This window comes from Lysinibacillus sp. FSL K6-0075, from assembly GCF_038592945.1.
Lineage (GTDB): Bacteria > Bacillota > Bacilli > Bacillales_A > Planococcaceae > Lysinibacillus > Lysinibacillus fusiformis_F.
This window is the reverse complement of sequence record NZ_CP151947.1, coordinates 3,477,823-3,500,559: the sequence shown is the minus strand read 5'-3', so window position 1 is coordinate 3,500,559 and position 22,737 is coordinate 3,477,823. Positions and strand designations below refer to the sequence as shown.

Here is a 22,737-nt window from a genome sequence, read left to right as displayed (position 1 = left end):
CCTAAAAAACAGATGAGTCGAAGAGAAATAGAAGAACTAATGGGAGTCAATCGAAGTACCTACAAACGAGTAAACGGTGCATATAGACAGAAAGGATGATAACAGGTGAATATTGTCCCTCTATCATACAGAGCTATCGAGATAAAAAGAGGTGCTAGAATTAGAATATAGAGAATTGCATAATTAAGAATTAAAATGAATAAACAGGTGTGAAGTGCTGAGGAGCACTTTCACACCTGTTTTATCTTTAGAGAAGCAATCTAATAAATAACTACTTTTTTTATTAGAAAACAATAGGTATTGCTGAGGTGATACTTCATGATACATAGCGTAGACAGTCCTGCTAAGAATGTTTTTAAAATAAACTAGAAAAGAAATTTTTCGTAGTATTAACAATTGAATTAAAAGTAGAGGAAATGAAATTAACAGCAGCACTTATTGCATTTTTTACAGTTTCCACAACTTTAACAAAAACATTTAAAACTTTATTCATCATATCTTGTATAAAGGCACCGACTTTATCAGCAAGAGTAAGGATTAATGTTTGGGCTGCAGGATGCTCTTCACCAAAATCTATCAACGAATCGTAGTATTTATTGATCATGTCTTCAGACTTTTTTAAAGCTTCATCTTTTTTCTTACGCATATTTTCAAAAAAAGCTGTTTGGTTTTTATCATTTTCTAATTGCTTAACATTTTCTTTTAAGTCTATTTCTTCTTGTACATAAAAATGATTAACATTCTCTTGATATTCTTGTGTTAGTTTGTGCAATTCATCAGGTGTGTCTGATAATGAAGGAGCTTGAAGTCCAATGAACGCTGCTAAAGAAAATTCTTTGGTTTGTTCTCCCGTATAAGCATCTCTCATTTGGTTCATAATACTACTAAAATTTTTTACAGCTACTGTCATAATAATTCCTCCTAGTAATTTTAATATTGAAACAAATATAGATTACCAATAAAAGGTTAAAATTAGGTTAAAAAACATAAATTTCTTTTTTTACCTTAATATATATATTGACGATGATATGAGCTAATAAAATAGTATGGATTTAATAGATAGATGAAAGACCACTCTGTTAGGTCCTACCCCCTTAAAGTAGATTTCTGACTCTTACTTTTGGACCTTATGGATGGTCTCAATTTTTTGTATGGTGATACATGATGAGGAGATAATTAAAAAGACCACCCATAATAGAATGGTCAAAATAGTTAAAACGCTAAATTGTCTTATCTTATAATGAAGTTGACTTACCTTTTTTCTCATCAATTATAAGGTCTTCTTCACGTTGTGGGCGTGGGGCTTCCGTATATTCTTTGCGCCCATTAGGTTTTTTGGGGTCTGCTCCACTAGCAAATGATTGTTTTGTTGGCTCGTCTGTTGCAAACTCTGTATTTTTTTTATCTCGTTTCATGTCAACACCTCCTAAAGATATTATTTAACTTATCCTATAAAATATCCCTTGTTTATTTCTACTTCATATTTAAAAATTTCAGATCACCCCAAGACTATGTAAGGTAAATTTGGTAGGTAATTTCTGGTGTTAGGATTTTGCGCAAAATAATTGATTATTTAGAAAAAATGAATTTTTATGTTAAAATAAACCATAGAAAACATTTTAGAAAAGTATCGGCGCTTTGATTGGAGGTTGAACAGATGGATGAGAAGAAAAAGGGGAAATTACAAATCCTCGTCATAATTTTAATGCTATTACTTTTGGTTGCAACGTTTGTTTTATTTTTCATAGGTAAATATATGGTGGCATTTATTTTATTTGGAATTTTTATGCTAATACTAAATTTTATTAGTAGCTGGAAAAACTTAGATAACGCAGATTACGTTTATAGAAAAATTCATAAGAGTAACCAGAAGTGGTAATTACTAGACGTTGACCTTAGGAATGTTGCTATACTTATGTTACTTGTAGTGCTTATTTGGCTATCTGAAAAGAGCAAAGAAGGAATCCTCACTTTAAATGAAGAAATAGTGAGTTATAATATTTTTCAACAACTACGGAGGTGCTTTTTTGCAACTATTTTTTAAATATAATTGGCTGGTTAGGGAAGACTGGTTTCGTTGGTGTGAAGAGTTGAGTGAGGAAGAACTTTTGCAAAACCGAACTGGAGGAATGGGCAGTATATTACACACACTTTTCCATATCATTGATGTTGAATGGAGTTGGATTCGTCTATTACAAGGTAAAACAGATTTTCAGGAGAGCTTTGATGAATATAATAGCTTGGAAAAGGTTCGTAAATTGCAAGCTGCATTTCATTTAGATGTCGAAAGCTTTGTAAATCAATGGGATGACAGTATGGAAGAGCGTATACTTCATATTCCATTAGCAAATGGTAGTATGGAGACGCATACATGGGGTGAAATCATTCGTCATACCATTGCACATGAAATTCATCATATAGGACAATTATCAATTTGGGCAAGGGAAATGGGGAGAGCACCTGTTTCTGCAAATTTAATCAGACGAGGTCTTTCTTCATCATTGAAAGATTCAGTAGGTGCTCAAATAAATATAGAAACATCTAAATAGAAGAAATGTATAAATGCTAGAAAACGATGTCATAGAATCCATTGTTTTTAGCCTAAAGCGAATAGCTTATCAGAATATCTTCCAATTCATTTGATATGGAAGATTTTTTGATGCCCAAATAAGAGAAATTACGAGGCAGATTTCATACAGACATTTAAAGAACAAACCATCTCTATTATGGCTTATAATACCCAGTAAATTTTAGTTAAAAACTAATGTTTACTGGGTATTTTTTGGACAATATTTAGGTTAATTAGAAATATTTATATGAAGAATAGTTAACAACTTGACAGAAGTTTAAATGGGGAGTACTATACATTGGTCGCGAAAAAAGCTATTGTAACGTAACATTTATTAAAGTGCAATACAGTACTTATCATTTAAGTTCATATACATCTAGATTTTAATTTAATCAGTAAAAGGTAGGTGCAATAATGAAAAATCTAGTAAATAAAAAAGATAACCTATTACACAACTTTTTAGGAATTTATATAGTAGCAGTATTAATGTTATGGATTAAAACATACATCTCTCAATTATCACAATTTGACTTAGGTGTAGAAGGAATCATTCAACAATTCCTTTTACTAATAAATCCACTAGGCTCAGCAATGCTATTTCTAGGATTTTCATTTATATTTAAAGGAAAAAGAAAATACACATCACTCGTTGTAGTTTACACATTGATGTCCATTGTTTTATATGCCAACATTGTTTATTACCGATTCTTTAGTGATTTCATTACATTACCTACACTTTCCCAAACGCAGAACTTTGGGGATTTAGGCGGCAGTGTTCTTTCTTTACTAAAACCTTATGATATCTTATTCTTTGTGGATGTATTTGTTATGTTTTATCTACGATTCTCTAAAAAAATCCAAAAAGATACGAAGCGTTTTGGCTATAAAAAAGGAATGGCAATCATTGCCTTTGCATTAGCGGTATCAATCCTTAATTTAGGACTAGCTGAAACTAATCGTCCTCAACTTTTAACACGTGGTTTTGATAGAAACTATATTGTGAAATATCTAGGAATGTATAACTATACGATTTATGATTCAGTTGAAACGATGAAAGCTTCTTCTCAGAGAGCTTTGGCGGACAGCAATGATATTACAGAAGTCATTAACTATACAAAATCAAATTACGCCAAACCGAATACGCAATATTTTGGTGCAGCAAAGGGAATGAACGTTATCTATTTACATTTAGAATCATTCCAAAACTTTTTAATCGACTATAAATTAAACGGTGAAGAAGTAACACCATTTTTAAATTCATTAGCAAAAGATAAGAATACATTGTATTTTGATAATTTCTTCCATCAAACAGGTCAAGGTAAAACGTCTGATGCAGAATTTATGCTTGAAAACTCTTTATTTGGATTACCACAAGGATCTGCTTATATTACAAAAGCACAAAATACGTATCAGGCAGCACCGAGTATATTAAAAGATTATGGTTATACATCGGCTGTATTCCATGGTAATAACGGAAGCTTCTGGAACAGAAATGTGATTTATAAATCATTTGGATTCGACAAATTCTTTGATGCTAGTTACTATAACACAGGTACTTCAGAGGACATGGCTGAATATGGTTTGTTAGATAAACCATTCTTTGAACAATCTCAAAGTCTTTTAAGCTCCTTACCACAACCTTTTTATACAAAATTGATTACGGTAGGGAATCACTATCCATATAAAATGAATCAAGACTTAGTGACAATTGATAAAGCTAATACGGGCGATGCAAGCGTTGATAATTATTTCCAAACAGCTCGTTATGCAGACGAAGCAATCCAACAGGTCTTCCAACAATTAAAAGAATCAGGTTTATATGATCATTCGATGATTGTTCTTTATGGTGACCATTACGGTATTTCCGATAATCATAATAAAGCGATGGAACAAGTCATTGGAAAAGAAATTACACCATATGAAAGTGCGAATTTACAACGTGTACCATTATTTATACATGTTCCAGGCATACAAGGTGGTACTAACCATAGCTATGGTGGCCAAACAGACTTACTCCCTACGCTATTACATTTACTAGGGATTGATTCACAACAATTTGTTCAATTTGGTTCAGATTTATTATCAGAAGAGCATGATGAAGTTGTACCATTTAGAAATGGCGATTTTGTCAGTCCTACGATTTATTCAATTAATGAAAAATTTTATGATAATAAGACAGGCTTACCATTAGACGAGAGTCAAGTAGAGGAAGCGAAAACGATTAAAAATGAAGTAGATCATAAATTGGCGTTATCTGATAGAGTCGTAAATGGTGACTTATTGAGATTCTATACGCCAACAGGTTATACGCCAGTTGATCCTTCTCAATATAATTACGCTCATGATGAGAATGTAGAATCTAAATAATTTAAGCAATTTACTTTGGCAGTTCAAGGAAATGTGTAAGATATCAGCGTGTATATGATATCTTACCATTACCTTGGATTGCTTTTTTAACGTTATTTTGAGAAAATATCGAGAATTTATATTCCTCCTTGGGACATATCGAGGTTCAAATAGAAAAGTTGGACTAACTGCAAAAGCGATTCAAATCCTTTAATAGTAAGGGTTTGAATCGCTTTTATTAAGGAGAGGCAAGAATAACCATTAGGGTACCCTTCATCTTTCCTTATTTCTTTTCAAAGAATAATTTATATGAAAAAAGGAAAGAAATAGGTGTAAATTGTAGGAGTTGATTGTGATGGAATTTTATAAGGATATTGTCATTTACTGTTACAGTTGTCGTAAAAGGACTGTGTTTACATGTAAAGATACGCATGAAAAAAAGGGTGTCGATAGTCACTGCAGTGAATGTATAGGTATTTGGTTTGAGTGGCAAAATCGAGCTGTGGAGAGAGAAATGGAAAAGTGGGTTGCATATAATAAAGAGTTAGTAAATAATATGAACCATTGATCTGTATTTTTTACCCAAAAGTTGTGTTGAATACATCTAGAATTATGAAGCGGAAAACTAGAGAAAAAGCTTTTTTAAAGTAAGTACGATGAGGCGTTGAAAGAACCATTTTCATTTAAGAGAGTGGTTCTTTATCTTTTAGGCACATTCATATAAAAAGAGGGTTTGATCGACAAACACTCTAGCATCTTAAAATACTGTTATAAAATCTAAATTAATCTTCAAAACTTGAATCTATATCATTGTATACTTGATTAACAATTTTAAGAAACGCTTTTAACGCGAAGGTTTGATATGATTTCCCATTAGTAACGACTCCAATATTCCATTCAATCGTAGGGTTAGTGAGTGGAATGGATACAATATCAACATCATTCAATTTACTAGCTAAGATTTTGGGAATTAGTGTAATCCCTAACTGGGCAGAAACTAATTCGATGATCAAATCCCATTGCTCACTTTCAAACGCAACTTTAGGAATAAATCCTACATCCTTACATGCATTGACAACTAGTTCATGTAATGCCCATTTCTTGGAGAAGAAAATAAAGTTTTCATCTATTAGATCGACTAATGATACAATCTTTAAATTTGATAAAGGATGTTTAGACGAAACACATAATACAAATTCATCATTGTAGATTGGAGTATGTTTTAAATGTTCGTTCTTCTTTGTCAATACGACAAATCCTATATCCACCAGTCCCCTTTCAATATGTTTTTCAATTACGAGTCCACCTTCCTCAAATATCTCTAATGTTACTCCTGGGAATTTATTTACATATACTTGGGCTACTTTGGGAAAGAATAAAGTTCCAACTATATGGGACACACCCACTTTTAAATTTCCAGTTACTAATTCTGATAAATCAGCAATGGAAGTAGAGATACTTTCTAAAGTTGAAAGGATAGCTTTACTTTTCTCATAAACAATCATTCCAACCTCAGTGAGACGTAATTTTCTATTGGATCTATCAAATAAGGTTACATTTAGTTCTTTTTCTAATTTTTGAACGGATTTACTTAATGAGGGCTGCGCAATAAATAATACCTCTGATGCTTTTGTGAAGCTGTTGTGTTCAGCTACTTTCACAAAAATATCTAAGTCTTTTAGTTGAATTTGCATGTATTATCACTCTCTTAATATTCTTTTTTAGAATAGTTTGTATGATGATTATGTATTTTACTAAATAGTAGGGCAAATGTAAAATTAAAATGCAATTGTATACACCTGAGTCGCTTTCTATATAAGAGTGAATAAGACCAACTTAGGTTATTCAAAAAAATACTTTAAGAAAGGATAAGATAAATTAAAGAGCACTCATTCTTAGATAGGACTTCTTTGAAAAAGCATATGGAGTAAATAGAGTTTGACAGTTTACTATGTTGATATAAGGAGCATAATTTCAATAGTAAATTAAAAAGACTGAATATTCTTTTATTAATAGGAGGAAAATAAAATGACTAAAAAAGAGAACAATGTACGAGTAGCGGTGATCCAAGCAGCATCTATATTTATGGATAGTGAAGCATCGACTGAGAAGGCAGTCTCATTAACTATGCAAGCAGGTGAAAAGGGAGCGAAAATTGTTGTATTCCCGGAAGCTTTTATCCCTGGTTATCCAAGGGGATTCTCTTTCGGCACAAAAGTAGGAAGTCGTGCTCCTGAAGGGCGAAAAGACTGGCTACGTTATTGGGAAAATTCAATTCTAGTTCCAAGTGAAACAACGGATAGATTAGGAGAAGCTGCACGGGATGCAGGTGTATATCTCATTATTGGAGTAATTGAAAGAGATAATGAATCAAGTGGAGGCACCGTATTTTGCACCGTATTATTTTTCGGACCAGATGGAACTTTACTTGGGAAACATAGAAAATTAAAACCTACTGGCGCCGAACGATTAATCTGGGGAGAAGGCGATGGAAGCACACTTCCTGTATTTGATACACCGTATGGCAAAATAGGTGCTTTAATTTGTTGGGAAAATTACATGCCATTAGCTCGAGCAGCGATGTATGCAAAGGGTGTTCAATTATATATTGCCCCTACAGCAGATGCAAAGGATACATGGCAACTATCGATTCGTCATATTGCTTTGGAAGGAAGATGCTTTGTTTTATCATGCAATCAATATTTCACAAAAGATATGTACCCTACAGACTTAGCCTGTTATGACGAATTAGAAACTTTTCCAGATGAAATGTGTATGGGCGGGAGTGCGATTGTTGGTCCATTAGGGGATTATGTGAAGGAACCTGTATTCGGCAAGGAAGACATTTTAATTGCTGATCTTGATTTACGCGATATAGCCTACAGTCAATTTGATTTTGATGTGGTTGGGCATTATGCAAGACCTGATGTATTTAAGCTAATTGTAAATGAGGAAAAAAAGGAAAACGTAGAATGGGAAAATAAAGGCTATTCGAACAGTAAATAAGAAAATATAGTGGGGCTGAAAAGGAGAAGGCAATGATTCTAGGAAGATTGTTTTCTCCTTTCTAGATAGATAGGAAGATAAGAGGTTATTCAAATGAATATAGAGAATATTGAGGCATTCATCTACGTATGTCAGCTAGGAAGTTTCAATAAAGCAGCTGAAGCTCTTTATTTAACTCAACCATCTATAACTGCACGAATTCAGTCTCTTGAACGAGATATTAATTTAAAACTTTTTCATCGAAATGGAAATAAAATTTCTTTAACTGATAAAGGCGAATACTTTCTTTTACACGCACAAAAAATACTCCAATCGTATAAGGAGGCGAAGTACGGCTTACAGCAAGTAAATATCCCTTATGATTTAGTAATTGGAAGTGCTTTATCAATTTCGAATAATGTTCTTCCAGATATCTTGCCTGCCTTTATTTCAAAATTTGAGAATGTTCGAATTAAGATTTTAACAGGACATTCTAAAGACATTTTAAACAAGGTCATAAATAAAGAGGTGGATTTTGGTATTGTGCGAACGGAAAATCATCCTCAAGTAGAATCTATTCGTCTTTATAATGATCCAATTCGTCTTTTTGTTCCTAAAAATCATGTATTTTTAAAAGAAGAAAGTGTAACAGTTGAAGATATTAGTAAACAACCACTTATTTTTTTTGATTATGGTTCTATAGAATGGCTTGCCATACATCGGCTATTCTTAAATAATAATCTAAATCCAAATATATATTTAGAAGTGGATAATATGGAAACAGCAAAAAAACTTGTACTCCAAGGAGGAGGCATCTGCTTTCTACCTGAGCATTGTGTAAAAAAGGAATTGGAAAACGAAGAGCTTTTTCAAGTTGAAATGACGCCACCTGTGAAAACAAATATTAGTATTGATTTTATTCATTTAAAAGGTAAGACTGAATCTGTGTTTATGGATTTCTTAAAGGATAAAATGTTTGAACAGCACTAAACCACCAAAATTTGTTGGTTTAGTGTTTTTTTGTTGTTCTGATGTACATTTCATTGTTCCATATAATTCCGATTGATATCTTCTATAACCATATAACTTACTTCTATAACTCAACTTGCTGAGGGGATTTTATAATGAATGAAACTTTAAGAAAAATTTAATTATTATACAAGATTTTATCTCTTCATTTGAATGTTCAAATGAAGATGACATGTTTAAACCGAGAGGCACTTTGATGTCGTTTTGTTGAACTTATTGAATAACAAAATGAAAGGGGTTGCAATACCGTATGAGCCTTGCTTTTTACGTTAAAGGAGGTGACTAGATTAGAAATTAGAAATTTAAGTGTTATCAGATGATAGAAGTCCAAAGCTTTTAGACATTTAAAGGGGGACAAAAATATGGAAACTCGATATAGAATATGAGGATTTGCAATAGATAGAGTGAGATAAGGAGAACATCATAACTATTCCAGAAGAATGGAAGAATTTTCTTGATTAAATTATCTTAATATTCAAAATAAAGTGGGGTTTTTTTATGAGAAAGAGTATTCAAATTGCAGGAGCGTATATTGGTACAATTGTTGGTGCAGGATTTGCTTCCGGGTTAGAAGTTTTGCAATTTTTCACTAGTTTCGGATGGCTTAGTTTTTTCGGAGTAATAGTGGCGACATTACTATTCGCATTTTTAGGAATGAATATTACACAAATAGGAAGTAGGTTACAAACACATTCTCATAAAGAGGTTGTCTATAGTATTTGTGGAAGATACTTAGGAATAGCCGTGGACATAATTATTACTTTTTTCTTATTCGGTGTAGCTGTCATTATGTTCGCTGGAGCGGGATCTACATTCCAACAACAATTTGGAATCCCGAGTGCTGTCGGAAGTTTATTCATGGTGGCATTAACAATTGCGACTTGCTTATTTAATGTCGAAAAGGTAATAAATATTATCGGCAGTATTACGCCTGTACTTATTGCTTTTGTATTAATCATTGCCGTGTATGCTTTGTTTACAATGGATACAAGCTTTACAGAGCTTGATAAAATAGCTCAAATGCAAAAATCTTCAACATCGAACTGGTTTATATCTGGTTTATTATATGTATCATTCAATATTACTAGCGGAGTTGCTATGCTGGCTGTTATGGGAGGGACAACAAAAGACGACAAAGTTGCAGGGGTTGGCGGTATTCTGGGGGGCTTAGGTCTAGGGTTAATGCTGATTTTAATTAACGTTGGTATGTTCACTAGAATTAATGATGTTGGAAGTTTGGATATTCCAATGCTTTATCTTGCAAATGAAATATCACCTATAATTGGTGTGGGCATGACTATTGTTCTTTTGGCAATGATTTTTAACACGGCTGTAGGTATGCTTTATGGATTCTCCGTTCGAATTGCAAAACCTTCTAGCCTTAAATTTAAAGTGTTTGTTCCGATAATTGGACTAGCAGGTTTTGCTGCAAGCTTTGTTGGTTTTACAAAGCTTGTAGGAACGCTATATCCTATTACTGGATATTTAGGGTTTACGTTAATAGCAGCCATTATCATTGCTTGGGTTCGAGGAAAACAAAATTCACATATTCAAACAATAGAAAATAAGGCTATATAATTATTACTCCAGGAATAACAATTTATTTGTTAATCCTGGCATGTTGTTGCAAAAAGATGATGTCAACGGCAGAAAAAGCAACTTTGTAAGGTGAGAGGTTGATTTCCGTTCCGCCAGCGTCCTTTCCAGGGGGCGTCCGATGAGCCGCTTCATCACTTACGTTCGCTCCAGGGTCTCCTCTGTGACGCTCAATCCCCTAGGAGTGACGCTGGCTCCACTCCAATCAACCATTCTACAAAAGTGTCTTTTCCTCATTTTTCATACTAGCGGTAGCGATCAAAATAGCCCATGATTTGTATGATTAGAAAAAGGATAGGTTTTTATTTTCAATGTAGAGAAGTGATGAATGACAACACCCCTCCATAAAATGAGTAGTGAAGACCTTCACTTTATTTGAAAACCTTTGCTAAAAAGATTACGTTTTCTGGGTTGGAGTGGAAGGCTACTTGACTCCCGTGGGATAGCGAGACAGGCGAAACCCTGCACGGAGCGGTAGCGGAGGAAGCGATTCGGCGCTCGCCCACAGGAAAGCAAGTAGCCTGCAACGGAAACCATTTTCACCTTTCACAAAAATTCTATTGATGGTTTTGTTTTTCGACAATATGCCAGGAATAACAATTTATTTGTTAATCCTGGTTTTTTTGTGCCATATCTCTTACTAGAAAATAAATTATGAAGCATATAGATAGCACTTTCATTAATAGTAATCCATTTATAGTTTCTATTAGTGTATAGAATGTTTTTATAATTCAACACCTAGCTTAAAAATTATAATAAAGTAAAGTTTCAAAAATATATGAAAAAGAGATGAAGAAAATGAAAAAAGTAGTTGGAATTATTGGTGGAATGGGCCCATTAGCAACTGTAGATTTAATGAATAAAATTATTCTTTATACACCAGCAAAGAAGGATCAGGATCATCTTCATATTATCGTGGACAATTATTCTCAAATACCTGATCGAACAACTGCCATTTTAGGTAACGGTACAGACCCTACCCCATTCATTGTTCAATCAGCGCAACGATTAGAAAGTGCAGGAGCAGATTTTCTTGCCATTGCATGCAATACAGCACACTTTTACTTTCAATCAATAAAAGACTCTGTCAGTATCCCGATTCTACATATGCCTTTAGAGACAGCTAGTTATTTACAAGACAATAGTATTAATAAAGTAGGTTTATTAGCTACTGATGGAACAATCAATACTAAACTATATCAACATAGCTGCAAAACTTATGAGGTTGAAGTCTTTGAACCTCATATGAAAATGCAAAAAGATGTGATGGAAGGAATATATGCTATAAAAGGAGGGGATTTAGAGAAAGGTCTCTTATATCTTTCGAAAGTAGCAAATAATTTAATCACTAGCGGGGCAGAAGCTATAATAGCAGGTTGTACAGAGATTCCTCTAGTACTGAAGTCAACCCAAAGCATTCGTGTTATTGATCCAACAGAAATTTTAGCGAAGTCCATAATTAATAAGGCATCTGGTTTAAGAAAGAAAGCCCATTCTGAAAACAAATATTAGTATTGATTCCATTTATCTAAATAAATTATATGTCAAACGACACTAAACACACAAAAATTATTTGGTTTAGTGTTTCTTTTTATATTTAATTCCAATTTAATACTTCTATAACATGATAGCTTTCTTCTATAGTTCAAGAGATTAAAAGAAAATTATAATAATCTAAACTGAACTTTAACTAATCTAATCAATGGGTATCGCGTAATGAAGTTAGTTGATTTTTAAATAAGGAGGAACCATCATGATACACCCAAAAGAAAAACGAGCTGTACGAACTGAGAATGACTTTTTAGGGTCAAAAGAAATTCCTAAGCACGCTTATTATGGAATACAGACATTACGTGCTGTGGAGAACTTCCCAATAACAGGATATAGGGTTCATGAAGAACTTATTAAAGCTTTAGCAATAGTGAAAAAGGCTGCAGCTCTTGCTAATATGAGCGTGAAACGTTTAAATCAAAAACTTGGCAAAGCAATTGTTCAGGCAACAGATGAAATCATAGAAGGGAATTGGCATGAGCAGTTCATTGTTGATCCTATTCAAGGTGGAGCAGGCACATCCATGAACATGAATATAAACGAAATTATTGCTAACCGTGCATTGGAATTGCTTGAGTATGAAAAAGGTTCATATAGAACGCTAAGTCCAAATAGTCATGTAAATATGTCGCAATCAACAAATGATGTATTTCCTACTGCTATCCATATTGCAACACTTAATTTATTAAATAGACTGTTAAAAACTATGACCAGTATGCATAGTATATTTAAACAAAAATCCAATAAGTTTGACCATATAATAAAAATGGGACGTACCCATTTACAAGATGCTGTCCCTATCAGACTTGGTCAAGAGTTTGAAGCATATAGTCGAGTAATAGACCGAGATATTAAACGAATTAAACAATCAAGAGAAAATTTATATGAGGTAAATATGGGAGCAACTGCTGTAGGAACAGGATTAAATGCAGATCCTGATTACATTGAAAATGTTGTAAGTAACCTTGCACATATGAGTGGGTTACCATTGCAGGGCGCAGATCATCTTGTTGATGCTACTCAAAATACTGATGCTTATACAGAAGTTTCAACTACATTAAAAATTTGTATGATTAATATGTCTAAGATAGCGAATGATATCCGATTAATGGCGTCTGGTCCTCGTACAGGATTAGCTGAACTTATCTTACCTGCACGTCAACCTGGCTCATCTATTATGCCTGGAAAGGTTAATCCAGTAATGCCTGAAATGATTAATCAAGTAGCTTTTCAAGTAATCGGGAATGATCATACTATTTGTCTAGCTTCAGAAGCGGGTCAGCTTGAATTAAATGTTATGGAGCCTATTCTAGTATTTAATTTATTACAGTCAATCAGTATAATGAATAATGCATTTCATGTTTTTACAGAACATTGTTTAAAAGGAATTGAAGCAAATGAAACACGGTTAAAAGAGTACGTTGAAAAAAGTGTAGGCATTATTACAGCTGTAAACCCACATATTGGATATGAAGTAGCAGCAAATATTGCAAGAGAGGCAATTTTGAATGAACAATCCGTACGGGAGCTATGCTTAAAAAGGGGTGTATTAACTGAAGAGGAGATGGAATTAATTTTAAATCCTTTTGAGATGACTAAACCTGGAATTTCAGGGGCTTCTTTAATGAATAAGCATTGAATAATCAAGTAAGACTAAAAAAGTTATAAATAGCATTAACTATAGAAAGAGTAGGTTTATATGATAAAACAAGTACAACAAAAAATACAGAAAATTGTTCGCTATCTGAATCCTGACGATCAAATATATTATGGAATTGTTGAAGGGGAAGAAATTTTACAATTGACTAGTAATTTTACTGAATTAATAAATGATGAATTGAAATTTGATGGTTTAAAATTTAAGTATAAAGATGTTAAAATTTTGGAACCTGTAATACCCTCAAAAATCATTAACTTTGGCTGGACATATGCTGAACATGCAAAAGAAACTGGAGGTAAGCCTTTTCTTAAGGAACCATTTCTATTTTTAAAACCAACATCTTCATTGATACCAAATGAGGGCGAAATTATTCTTCCTTCTAGTAAATTAACTAAACAGGTCGAAATGGAAGGAGAATTGGCTCTCATTATTGGCAAACGTGGAAAGAATATAAAAGAAGAAGAAGCAATGGATTATATTTTTGGCTGTACCATTTTCAACGATGTAACAGCGAGAGATCTTACAAAAACTGATCCTCAGTTTACACGTGGTAAAGGTTTCGACACGTTTGGTCCATTGGGTCCGTGGATTGTAAAAGGTATTGATCCTACGAATTTACGAATTGTTACAACCTTGAATGGCAAAGTTGTTCAAGAAGGGAATACTAGTCAGATGTCATTCTCTATCCCTTATCTTGTTAGCTGGATTTCACAAGTTATGACTTTAGAACCAGGAGATGTTTTGGCTACAGGATCGCCATCTGGGAGTTGCCCAATGAAGTCAGGTGACATTGTATCTGTTGAAGTAGAGAATATAGGTAAGTTAAGTAATTATGTAATTTAATCGTATTTTAAATGATCTAAGTGAAATAGGGATAGGGTCAGGGCCTCAAGTAAATGACTTTATCCCTTTTGTATAGTTTGATTTCGTAATAAGATAAATTTTACAATCAATTCTTGAACGAGAATCTTTTTGTAGAATGCTCAACAAAACTTGCCCTTGCCTCAATCGTATTGGTACAAAAAATCAAATGATATTCTTTTGAGCAGTTTTTTAATTAAAACCTTCTCCAATAAATCTTCCAATCCCTCTAAACAACCAATAAATGATTCTAAATGGGAGGAAAAGCAATTCTGGTATCCAACCAAGTACGTCAAGAAATAAGTCAAATAATGAGTATTGATCATTCCTTCTCTTAACGTTTCTCTTTTTGTTTTTCCTTCCTTGCCACCATTCCTTCATAGTACTCTACTCCTTTTCAAAAATAGTTCTGATAAATATACGATTCAACGTTTTAGTTGGTTTCATTTTAAGAACTTTATGGAGCAAAAGCGAAAATGGGGCGTAATTTGAAGTGAAAGTGTTGGGTTATTATATTTTCCCTAGTGTTCTGTAAAACCGAAGATGTGGTAGATGGAGAATTTAAAATTGAACAAGATGAAGGGTATACAGGTTTAAAAAGGGTCACTAGGCTGGGAGTGACCCTTTTTGCTATTGAATGTGTGGAGGTATCGACATTATTGTTAGCTGCCAATAATGAAGATTATCCCTTTTTCATGTTTTTTCACGTACTATCAAAAAATATTAATATTCTTTTTGCACGAATGCTGCGCCTACGATAATGAGAAGTATGAATAGTACAACGATTAAAACGAATGTTGAACTATTATTCTTGCCGCCATAGTCCATACCACAACTCATGCTATATCCTCCGCTATAGTCATTACCATAGCCTCCATAACAACAATTGAAATTACCCATGTTTCCAAAGTATCCCATCAAAATCTCTCCTTTCTTCAGTTTATTGTATGAATGCCTTTGAAAGGGAAAAGGGTATTCGTCTAATGAATCGTATTTCGGTAATTTTAAAAAGGATCATGAGCGAATGAGGAGTATCACTAAACACTTGATATGAATAAAACTCAACGATGCTTGTTACAGCATGAAGAGTAGTTGTAATCCATGATTGTGGCTGTCTCGATTAGCCTACCATTGAGAAATGGGAACGTCATTGCCAATCCACTCATCGTTATTGTCAGTAGCTTTTATTAGGATTTGATAATAATTCTTTTATGAATAATGGTGGAACAGGTTTAAAACAGTAAAATTCATGTTATTCCGTTTCTAGTTTTAACTACATAGCGCTGTGAAAAGGAATCATTTATATTTTTAATTAAAAATAAAGTGAGAGTTTTCTTTCATTTGCTCGTTATTACTTGTAGAGAAGAAAGGAGGTTTTCTAACTTCGTGTATTCATTAATTAATCAGCTACAAAAAAAGGATGAACAAGCTTTAAGAGAAGTGATTAACAGATATGGAGGGTATGTTAAAGCCATTGTGTTAAAAGTGTTACAACCTAACCATACAGCTATTGAAGAATGTATCAACGATGTATTTCTAACCATTTGGCAAAAGAGTATGCAATTTACAGGTGATGAGGTTGATTTTAAAAAATGGATTGGTGTTATTGCAAAATATAAAGCGATTGATACATACCGAAGCCTTCAAAATAAACCAAAAACAGTCGAGTTACTCCCATCAATTTCAAATAACAAGGACCTTCCAGAAAGCATCGTAGAACGAAGAGTACAAAAAGAGCAGCTATTTATCAGTATTTTAAATTTAAATAAAAACGATCAGGAAATTTTTCTTTTGAAATACTACTTAGGATATTCGAACAGAGAAATCGCAGAGATATTTGGTCTAACTAAATCAGCTGTTGAAAATCGTTTATATCGAGGGAAGTTAAAGTTAACAGAAGAGCTGGGAGGTATCTAAATGAACGAAAAGGACTTTATCAAATTAGATGTTGAAGAGATTGAACCAGTTGAATTATCTGATTGGGAAAAGAGTAATATTGAAAAAAGTGTTTTACGATCATCTTCAAGCAAGAAGGATGCACTTAAAAAATGGAAATGGGTTAGTGCGGTCGCCATGTTGACATTCATTTTTACTAGTAGTGTCATTTGGCTACCAGCCGTGGCTAATCGTTTACCGATTGTACAGCAGCTATTAAAAAGCAATGATAATCCTCAATTACAAGTATTTAATGATTATGCAACAATCATTAATCAAATAGACGAAAGTAACGGCACTTCCATTGAATTAGCTGAGGCTTTTTTCGATGGAACGATTGTATCGGTTAGTTATGAAATGAAGCACGAAGAACCAATAGATGAACCCCCGCTATTTTGGAATGGTGATTTAGAAGTCAACGGAAACAACTTAGACGTACGTAGTCATCAAATCATTAAAAAGAATGATGATACTTGGATTGGTATGTTTACGGCGAGAATTTCAGACGAAGTGATTGATGAAACGATAAATGTTCAATGGCGTCCTAAAGATTTTAAAGGTATCGAGAATACGCCCCTTGTGGAAGGATCATGGAACTTTCAACTAGAACTTACACCAACCGGAGCCTATTCGAAAAAAGTAAATATACCATTTGGTAATGAACAATACCAGTTATTATGTAATCAAATAACAGCAGGAAAATATATAACCACTCTTTATTTTGAGGGCAATCTAGATTGGGATACAGAATTTTTAATGGTGGACATCCAAGATAATCTTGGAAATATATATGAAAATGTAGGAACAACAACCATCAAAAGCGATTCAGGACGAGTAAAGGGCTATATTGAGGTTTTTATACCTGATCCTTCTATTCGAACGCTAGTCATTACACCCACTATAAGAATTGTAGATGAAAAAACATTAGAGCGGAAAGAGCTAGTTCCGCTCCCCAGTATTAATATTTCTCTAGGGTAAACCATCGATTAAAATGACTATTTCAGGGATAACATGACAAAATTGTCACTTCAAAAAGGGCCACTCCTAAACCAATAGGAGGGCCCTTGAAATTTTATTTAGTTTGTTCTGGCTCTGGAAGTAAATCTTGCCCGTTAAATGTTAATTTAGATGCTGAGATGAGAATTTCTCTATTAGCTTCGTAGTAAGGGTCTAAAATTTTGTAGAAGGCTTCCCATTGCTCGCCAGCTTTTTCATCTTCACCCTTTTGTTCAAGGGCAACTGCTTCTTCATAGTGTTGTTTTAATTTTGCGTAATCCGCATTACTAATGCTGAATTCGATATCTGTCATATATTCCTCGAAGGGAACAGGTTTAAAATGTGGGCGAAGTATTTCATAGAATTGATCCCATTTCTTCATGGCCAACTCATCGTCTTTATCTTTTTCAGCTTTTTGTGCCTCTTCATAGAGGGTTTTAAGTTTTGCAAGTTCCTCTTTTGTTAAATCGACGTTCATATCTGCCATGTACTCTTCAAAAGTTAATGGAGGATATAATTCTTGGTAATAAGGTTCAAGAATAGTGAAAATTTTATCAATGTTTTCTGATGCCTCATCCGTTTTATTTTCTTTTACATACTTAATCCAGTTACTATAAAGTGTTTTTAGCTGTTCTTTATCTTGCGCTTTGATAACGATATTTTTTTCAGCGAATGCCGCTTCATTGATAAATTCTTCAAATGGCTCAGGTTGCCAATTTGCTAATTCATAAGGTCTTGTGATGTTATCCATCGCCTCATAGATTCGTTCCATTTCCTCATAATTCTCTTCTTTTTCAGCCTTTTTTATGTCAGAAAAGAGCTTTTCTAGTTGGACTAATTCTTCTTTTGTGACTTCTTTAGGTAAGCTTTTTTTATATACTTCAAAGGTAAAGAAGTCTGAGTAATCTTTCAAAATACTACCCTCAACTGAAATTTCCTGCCCCTCCCTTAGCTTTAATTGCTCAATTTGCTTATCAGAGAACTTATACAAACCAATGAAGTAGTTTTTTCCATCTGTTCCTTTAAGGGTAATGCTACTACCATCAAAATATTTAATGGTACCTGTTATTTTTTGTTCTATTTGAATCGTTACATTATTGGTTGTATCAACAGATGTTGCACCAGCTTGAAGCGGTGTTAATACGGCCATCCCAAGTGTTAGTGCTGAAGCCAATATCCATGTTTTTTTAGCAGGTTTTTTCATATTTATCAATTCTCCTTTAGGTTAACTTCTGTTACCAATTATTAGACGTTTTACCAATTGAAAAAGTTTTAATTTTTTTAGAAATTTTTAAAAAGATTGTTTTCCGAGAAAGTATAGATCATATGTATTTCATTTTTTATTACCCGATTTCGTTGAAAATAGTCATTATTTACAGTACATAATGCACAACAGAGGGGAACTTATTTTGGTTTATATAGCTAATGACGGTATATAATGAAAAATTTACAATAGTGACAAGAAAGCGCTTTCTATGAAATGAAGAAGTACAATGCGTTTACTAGATGTGCACATTCATCCTTTTTTGCTAAAAGTGGGAATAGGTTTATTTGAATTACTCAATACACGAGTAAAGGGGAGATAAACATGAATCAAGTGTCATTTAAAGAAATGCTTTGGAAACGAGGCGATTGGGCAGGATATTTTGGTTTATTAGCTAACAATTTAACGAATTTGTTGACGATGGCTTCACTACTTTTATTTGTTGTAGGTTTTCCAGATGATCTTGTTTATGGAAGGGTTGTCCCTGCATTTGGCCTGGCCATTTTCCTTGCGAGCATTGCCTACACTTGGTTTGCGCAGCAGCTGGCTAAGAAAACGGGGAGAACCGATGTCACGGCTTTACCATCTGGGCCGAGTGCTCCATCTATTTTTACAGTTACGTTTTTAGTATTGATTCCCGTCTTTAGAGAAACTGAAGATGCTAATCTTGCTATTCAAATTGGCTTAGTTTGGTGTTTCTTTGAAGCAATGATTTTGGTTGTTGGGTCGTTTCTAGGAGACTTACTGCGTAAACTAATTCCTAGAACAGTGCTGTTGTCCTGTTTATCGGGACTAGGTTTATTATTGCTAGCTATGAACCCCATGCTACAGTCATTTGAAACACCTATTGTGGCATTTGTTGTATTAGTGATTATTTTTATCAACTGGTTTGGGAAATCACCGATCTTTAAGAAAATTCCAACAGGGTTTTTACTGCTTGCTTCTGGGACTGCTCTTGCGTGGGTGTTTGGTTTACAGAGTCCTGAGGCAATTACAGCAGCCCTTTCAAATTTAGGCTTTAATCCGCCAGAGGTACATATTGTCGGGTTATTCCAAGCAATTCCCTATGCTTTACCCTATTTAGCATCTGCCATTCCTTTAGGTTTAGCAAACTATATTTTTGATTTAGAAAACATCGAAAGTGCTCATGCGGCAGGGGACCCCTATAATACGCGCAATGTGATGTTAGTGAATGGCGTGGCTTCAAGCATTGGCGCTTTTTCTGGAAATCCATTTCCTGTTACAGTCTACATTGGACATGCTGGATGGAAGGCAATGGGAGCAGGCATCGGTTATACAATTGCCTCAGGCTTTACAATGCTCATTATTTGCTTGTTTGGAGTTGGAGAATTACTACTAGCGATAATACCAGTGGTAGCCATTGTACCAATTCTTGTTTATGTAGGAATTGTGACAGCGAACCAAGTAGTCCGCGAAACACCAAGTTTAGAAGTACCTGTTATTTTCATTACATTATTCCCTTGGATTGCCAACTGGGCCTTAACAATGGCTAATAATATTTTTTCAGCTGCAGGAACATCAGCGGCTTCTGTCGGTATAGATACACTGCTAGGGAAGGGCGTCTATTATAATGGACTAATTCATTTAGGTAATGGTGCACCACTTAGTAGTTTAATTTGGGGCTCAATCACCATATTTGCTATATTAGGTAAGCCATTACGTGCTGCAATATTTGCCTTTATTGCCGCAATACTATCCTTCTTTGGAATTATTCATGCACCTACAGTAGGAATTGCTCAACCTGAACTGATCCAGTTTGTCTATGCATACTTAATGGTTACAGGCTTATTCCTTTACAAATATTTTGTTGATCGGAAAGACCCTGCACAAAATTTAAGTGAATAGAGTGCCTATAAAAATAAGACTTTCTATCAAACAATAGAAAGTCTTATTCTTAGTGTTGAAAAACAAAACAGTCAATTGAAAGGTAGAAATGGATTTCCGTTGCAGGCTACTTGCTTTCCTGTGGGCGAGCGCCGAGCCGCTTCCTCCGCTCCCGCTCCGTGCAGGGGCTCGCCTGTCTCGCTATCCCACGGGAGTCAAGTAGCCTTCCACTTCAATCCACTAACTTTTTAGCAAAGGTTTTCAAATAAAGTGAAGGTGCTCACTACTCTTTATGAAGAGGTGTTGTCACGCATCACTTCTCCACACTGAAAATAAGAGCTTATCCCCGTTAAGAATACAGATAATGGGCGATTTGATCGCTGTGCTACTATGAAAAAAGTAAAGACACTTTGCAGCATAGTTGATTGGAGTGGAGCCAGCGTCACTCCTAGGGGATTTAGCGTCACAGAGGAGACCCTGGAGCGAACGGAAGTGAGTGAAGCGGCTCATCGGACGCCCCCTGGAAAGGACGCTGGCGGAACGGAAATCAACCCCTCACCTTGCCAAGTTGCTTTTTCTGCCGTTGACATTATCTTTTTTCAACAACATGAATAAGACTTTCTATCAAACAATAGAAAGTCTTATTGGCAGTTATGCCATGATAACAGCTGTTGCTTGAATTGCTTTAGGGGGCACTAAGTCTTGAGGAATTAGGGCTTCATACGTTTCACCATCAAGACGCTCCACTAACTCGGCCTTTGCGTCTTCGATTAATGACGGATTTTCCAGAGCTGAAATCGCTGTACAAGCAATCGCCTTGCCAGCAAGCAGTGTTGCCTCATGAGCATAGGCTGATTTTCCTTGTGCGACAGCCTGCCATGTATGGAATGGTGTTCCGAATGCCCATGTGGCTGTCGTGCATTGGGCAGTTGGGACATTCCAGCTGACATCCGCCACATCGGTTGAGCCACCCATGAAAAATGGTTCTTCTGGAAGAGGGGCAAGAAAATCAACAATAGGCTTGTCAATGAGAATTTGCGCCGCTTCTTTACCAACCTGTAAAGCTGCTACATTCTTTTCTTCGTCGGAGAGTGTATGATAGATTTCCTTAGCAAAATGAATATCATCTTCTGTGATTTTAGCGCTACCTAAGTCCTCCATATGCTGATGCATAACCTTCTCCAATGTTTTGTTAGGAATTAAATTATGGCAAGATCCCACAATTTGCTCTTCTACCGTTGTTTCGGTCATTAAAGCAGCACCCTTTGCACAATTGAGGACACGTTGATATAAGTCTTTTACTTGATTTGGTTTTGGTGCGCGAATCAAATAAGTCACTTCAGCCTCAGCTTGTACAACATTTGGCGCAAGTCCACCTGTATTGGTCACGGCATAGTGGATTCTTGCTTCATCTACGATATGTTCTCGTAAATAATTCACTCCAACATTCATTAACTCTACTGCGTCTAATGCGCTTCTTCCTAAATGAGGGGAGGCAGCAGCGTGTGAACTGCGTCCTTTAAATTTAAATGTAGCGTTAATAACCGCATTGGCTCTAGCATGCATAATGGCATTGACTGTGCCAGGATGCCAAGAAAAGGCAACATCTACATCTTTAAAATACCCATCTCTAGCCAAAAAGGATTTGCCGTAGCCACTTTCTTCGGCAGGGCAGCCAAAATATTTTACAGTTCCAGCTAAGTTATGGTCCTCGAAGTACTGTTTTGTAGCAATGGCTCCTGCAAGTGCCCCGACACCTAATAGGTTATGACCACAGCCATGACCATTGCCATTTTGGATGATTGGCTCATAGTTCGCGCTCCCAGCCTGTTGACTTAACCCTGCGAGTGCATCATATTCACCAAGTATAGCGATCACTGGCTTTCCATTTCCAAAGGTTGCAATGAAGCCTGTTTCAAGATTTGCAACGCCTCTTTCGACTTGAAACCCTTCATTCTCTAACGTTTTACATAATAAATTGGCAGAGCGAACCTCATCAAATCTTGTTTCCGCATAGTCCCAAATGCGATCGCTTACATTTTTATATAGCCCGCTTTTTTGATCAATATAGTGTGCAATTTTGTCTGTTAAACTCATAAA

At 34.9% G+C, this 22,737-nt stretch carries 19 protein-coding genes; 12 read left to right on the top strand and 7 right to left on the bottom strand.

The window, feature by feature from the left end:
- Positions 1 to 355 precede the first annotated feature (355 nt).
- Positions 356 to 910 carry a hypothetical protein gene (locus MHB65_RS17110; RefSeq protein ID WP_342441133.1) on the bottom strand — a complete coding sequence of 185 codons (555 nt, stop codon included), beginning with the start codon at positions 908 to 910 and terminating at the stop codon, positions 356 to 358.
- Positions 911 to 1,235: 325 nt separating this feature from the next.
- Entirely contained in the window at positions 1,236 to 1,415 is a 180-nt protein-coding gene (locus tag MHB65_RS17105) for a hypothetical protein (RefSeq protein WP_342441132.1), read from the bottom strand.
- A gap of 242 nt (positions 1,416 to 1,657) precedes the next feature.
- Between MHB65_RS17105 and MHB65_RS17100 the strand changes: the two genes are divergently transcribed.
- From MHB65_RS17100 to MHB65_RS17090, 3 genes are all read left to right on the top strand, one after another.
- Complete coding sequence (locus tag MHB65_RS17100) at positions 1,658 to 1,879, top strand: hypothetical protein (RefSeq protein ID WP_205444751.1); 222 nt, start codon at positions 1,658 to 1,660, stop codon at positions 1,877 to 1,879.
- A 148-nt stretch (positions 1,880 to 2,027) separates the two neighbouring features.
- Entirely contained in the window at positions 2,028 to 2,549 is a 522-nt protein-coding gene (locus MHB65_RS17095) for a DinB family protein (RefSeq protein WP_342441131.1), read from the top strand.
- 434 nt (positions 2,550 to 2,983) lie between these two features.
- Entirely contained in the window at positions 2,984 to 4,936 is a 1,953-nt protein-coding gene (locus tag MHB65_RS17090) for an LTA synthase family protein (RefSeq protein WP_342441130.1), read from the top strand.
- A 761-nt stretch (positions 4,937 to 5,697) separates the two neighbouring features.
- Here MHB65_RS17090 and MHB65_RS17085 read toward each other — a convergent pair.
- Positions 5,698 to 6,609, bottom strand: coding sequence for a LysR family transcriptional regulator (locus MHB65_RS17085; protein WP_342441129.1), 912 nt, complete (start codon positions 6,607 to 6,609; stop codon positions 5,698 to 5,700).
- A 334-nt stretch (positions 6,610 to 6,943) separates the two neighbouring features.
- Here MHB65_RS17085 and MHB65_RS17080 point away from each other — a divergent pair, with 334 nt between their 5' ends.
- The 6 genes from MHB65_RS17080 to MHB65_RS17055 all read left to right on the top strand — a co-directional run bounded on the left by MHB65_RS17080 (position 6,944) and on the right by MHB65_RS17055 (position 14,579).
- Positions 6,944 to 7,921, top strand: a complete 978-nt coding sequence (locus tag MHB65_RS17080; RefSeq protein ID WP_342441128.1) for a carbon-nitrogen hydrolase family protein — start codon at positions 6,944 to 6,946, stop codon at positions 7,919 to 7,921.
- Positions 7,922 to 8,014: 93 nt separating this feature from the next.
- Positions 8,015 to 8,890 carry a LysR family transcriptional regulator gene (locus MHB65_RS17075; protein WP_342441127.1) on the top strand — a complete coding sequence of 292 codons (876 nt, stop codon included), beginning with the start codon at positions 8,015 to 8,017 and terminating at the stop codon, positions 8,888 to 8,890.
- Between the two features lie 537 nt (positions 8,891 to 9,427).
- Positions 9,428 to 10,507 (top strand): hypothetical protein, encoded by a 1,080-nt coding sequence (locus MHB65_RS17070; RefSeq protein WP_342441126.1) that lies wholly within the window; start codon positions 9,428 to 9,430, stop codon positions 10,505 to 10,507.
- An 816-nt stretch (positions 10,508 to 11,323) separates the two neighbouring features.
- Entirely contained in the window at positions 11,324 to 12,037 is a 714-nt protein-coding gene (locus tag MHB65_RS17065) for an amino acid racemase (protein ID WP_342441125.1), read from the top strand.
- 241 nt (positions 12,038 to 12,278) lie between these two features.
- The gene (aspA, locus tag MHB65_RS17060; protein WP_342441124.1) at positions 12,279 to 13,715 is read left to right on the top strand and encodes an aspartate ammonia-lyase; all 1,437 of its coding nucleotides are present in this window, start codon (positions 12,279 to 12,281) and stop codon (positions 13,713 to 13,715) included.
- A 60-nt stretch (positions 13,716 to 13,775) separates the two neighbouring features.
- Positions 13,776 to 14,579, top strand: a complete 804-nt coding sequence (locus MHB65_RS17055) for a fumarylacetoacetate hydrolase family protein (RefSeq protein ID WP_342441123.1) — start codon at positions 13,776 to 13,778, stop codon at positions 14,577 to 14,579.
- Between the two features lie 210 nt (positions 14,580 to 14,789).
- Here the strand turns inward: MHB65_RS17055 and MHB65_RS17050 are convergent, their stop codons facing one another.
- A complete protein-coding gene (locus MHB65_RS17050; RefSeq protein WP_342441122.1) occupies positions 14,790 to 14,978 on the bottom strand; it encodes a hypothetical protein in 189 nt (62 codons plus the stop codon).
- Positions 14,979 to 15,320: 342 nt separating this feature from the next.
- Positions 15,321 to 15,425: a YjcZ family sporulation protein gene (locus tag MHB65_RS17045; protein WP_225341045.1), complete on the bottom strand. Its 105-nt coding sequence runs from the start codon at positions 15,423 to 15,425 to the stop codon at positions 15,321 to 15,323.
- A gap of 558 nt (positions 15,426 to 15,983) precedes the next feature.
- Here MHB65_RS17045 and MHB65_RS17040 point away from each other — a divergent pair.
- Positions 15,984 to 16,514: a sigma-70 family RNA polymerase sigma factor gene (locus MHB65_RS17040; protein ID WP_342441121.1), complete on the top strand. Its 531-nt coding sequence runs from the start codon at positions 15,984 to 15,986 to the stop codon at positions 16,512 to 16,514.
- The gene (locus MHB65_RS17035) at positions 16,515 to 17,510 is read left to right on the top strand and encodes a DUF4179 domain-containing protein (protein WP_342441120.1); all 996 of its coding nucleotides are present in this window, start codon (positions 16,515 to 16,517) and stop codon (positions 17,508 to 17,510) included.
- 94 nt (positions 17,511 to 17,604) lie between these two features.
- On the opposite strand, the gene MHB65_RS17030 is transcribed toward MHB65_RS17035, so the two are convergent.
- Positions 17,605 to 18,732 carry a hypothetical protein gene (locus tag MHB65_RS17030; protein ID WP_205444735.1) on the bottom strand — a complete coding sequence of 376 codons (1,128 nt, stop codon included), beginning with the start codon at positions 18,730 to 18,732 and terminating at the stop codon, positions 17,605 to 17,607.
- Positions 18,733 to 19,116: 384 nt separating this feature from the next.
- Between MHB65_RS17030 and MHB65_RS17025 the strand changes: the two genes are divergently transcribed.
- Entirely contained in the window at positions 19,117 to 20,658 is a 1,542-nt protein-coding gene (locus MHB65_RS17025) for a xanthine permease (RefSeq protein WP_342441119.1), read from the top strand.
- 630 nt (positions 20,659 to 21,288) lie between these two features.
- Here MHB65_RS17025 and MHB65_RS17020 read toward each other — a convergent pair.
- Positions 21,289 to 22,734, bottom strand: coding sequence for a M20 family metallopeptidase (locus MHB65_RS17020; RefSeq protein WP_342441118.1), 1,446 nt, complete (start codon positions 22,732 to 22,734; stop codon positions 21,289 to 21,291).
- Between the last annotated feature and the right edge of the window lie 3 nt (positions 22,735 to 22,737).

Bases quoted from the DNA above. Each gene is read 5' to 3' on its own strand.
- MHB65_RS17110 (WP_342441133.1), bottom strand. From the start codon at position 910: ATGACAGTAGCTGTAAAAAATTTTAGTAGTATTATGAACCAAATGAGA.
- MHB65_RS17105 (WP_342441132.1), bottom strand. From the start codon at position 1,415: ATGAAACGAGATAAAAAAAATACAGAGTTTGCAACAGACGAGCCAACA.
- MHB65_RS17100 (WP_205444751.1), top strand. From the start codon at position 1,658: ATGGATGAGAAGAAAAAGGGGAAATTACAAATCCTCGTCATAATTTTA.
- MHB65_RS17090 (WP_342441130.1), top strand. From the start codon at position 2,984: ATGAAAAATCTAGTAAATAAAAAAGATAACCTATTACACAACTTTTTA.
- MHB65_RS17085 (WP_342441129.1), bottom strand. From the start codon at position 6,609: ATGCAAATTCAACTAAAAGACTTAGATATTTTTGTGAAAGTAGCTGAA.
- MHB65_RS17080 (WP_342441128.1), top strand. From the start codon at position 6,944: ATGACTAAAAAAGAGAACAATGTACGAGTAGCGGTGATCCAAGCAGCA.
- MHB65_RS17075 (WP_342441127.1), top strand. From the start codon at position 8,015: ATGAATATAGAGAATATTGAGGCATTCATCTACGTATGTCAGCTAGGA.
- MHB65_RS17070 (WP_342441126.1), top strand. From the start codon at position 9,428: ATGAGAAAGAGTATTCAAATTGCAGGAGCGTATATTGGTACAATTGTT.
- MHB65_RS17065 (WP_342441125.1), top strand. From the start codon at position 11,324: ATGAAAAAAGTAGTTGGAATTATTGGTGGAATGGGCCCATTAGCAACT.
- aspA (WP_342441124.1), top strand. From the start codon at position 12,279: ATGATACACCCAAAAGAAAAACGAGCTGTACGAACTGAGAATGACTTT.
- MHB65_RS17055 (WP_342441123.1), top strand. From the start codon at position 13,776: ATGATAAAACAAGTACAACAAAAAATACAGAAAATTGTTCGCTATCTG.
- MHB65_RS17050 (WP_342441122.1), bottom strand. From the start codon at position 14,978: ATGAAGGAATGGTGGCAAGGAAGGAAAAACAAAAAGAGAAACGTTAAG.
- MHB65_RS17045 (WP_225341045.1), bottom strand. From the start codon at position 15,425: ATGGACTATGGCGGCAAGAATAATAGTTCAACATTCGTTTTAATCGTT.
- MHB65_RS17035 (WP_342441120.1), top strand. From the start codon at position 16,515: ATGAACGAAAAGGACTTTATCAAATTAGATGTTGAAGAGATTGAACCA.
- MHB65_RS17030 (WP_205444735.1), bottom strand. From the start codon at position 18,732: ATGAAAAAACCTGCTAAAAAAACATGGATATTGGCTTCAGCACTAACA.
- MHB65_RS17025 (WP_342441119.1), top strand. From the start codon at position 19,117: ATGAATCAAGTGTCATTTAAAGAAATGCTTTGGAAACGAGGCGATTGG.
- MHB65_RS17020 (WP_342441118.1), bottom strand. From the start codon at position 22,734: ATGAGTTTAACAGACAAAATTGCACACTATATTGATCAAAAAAGCGGG.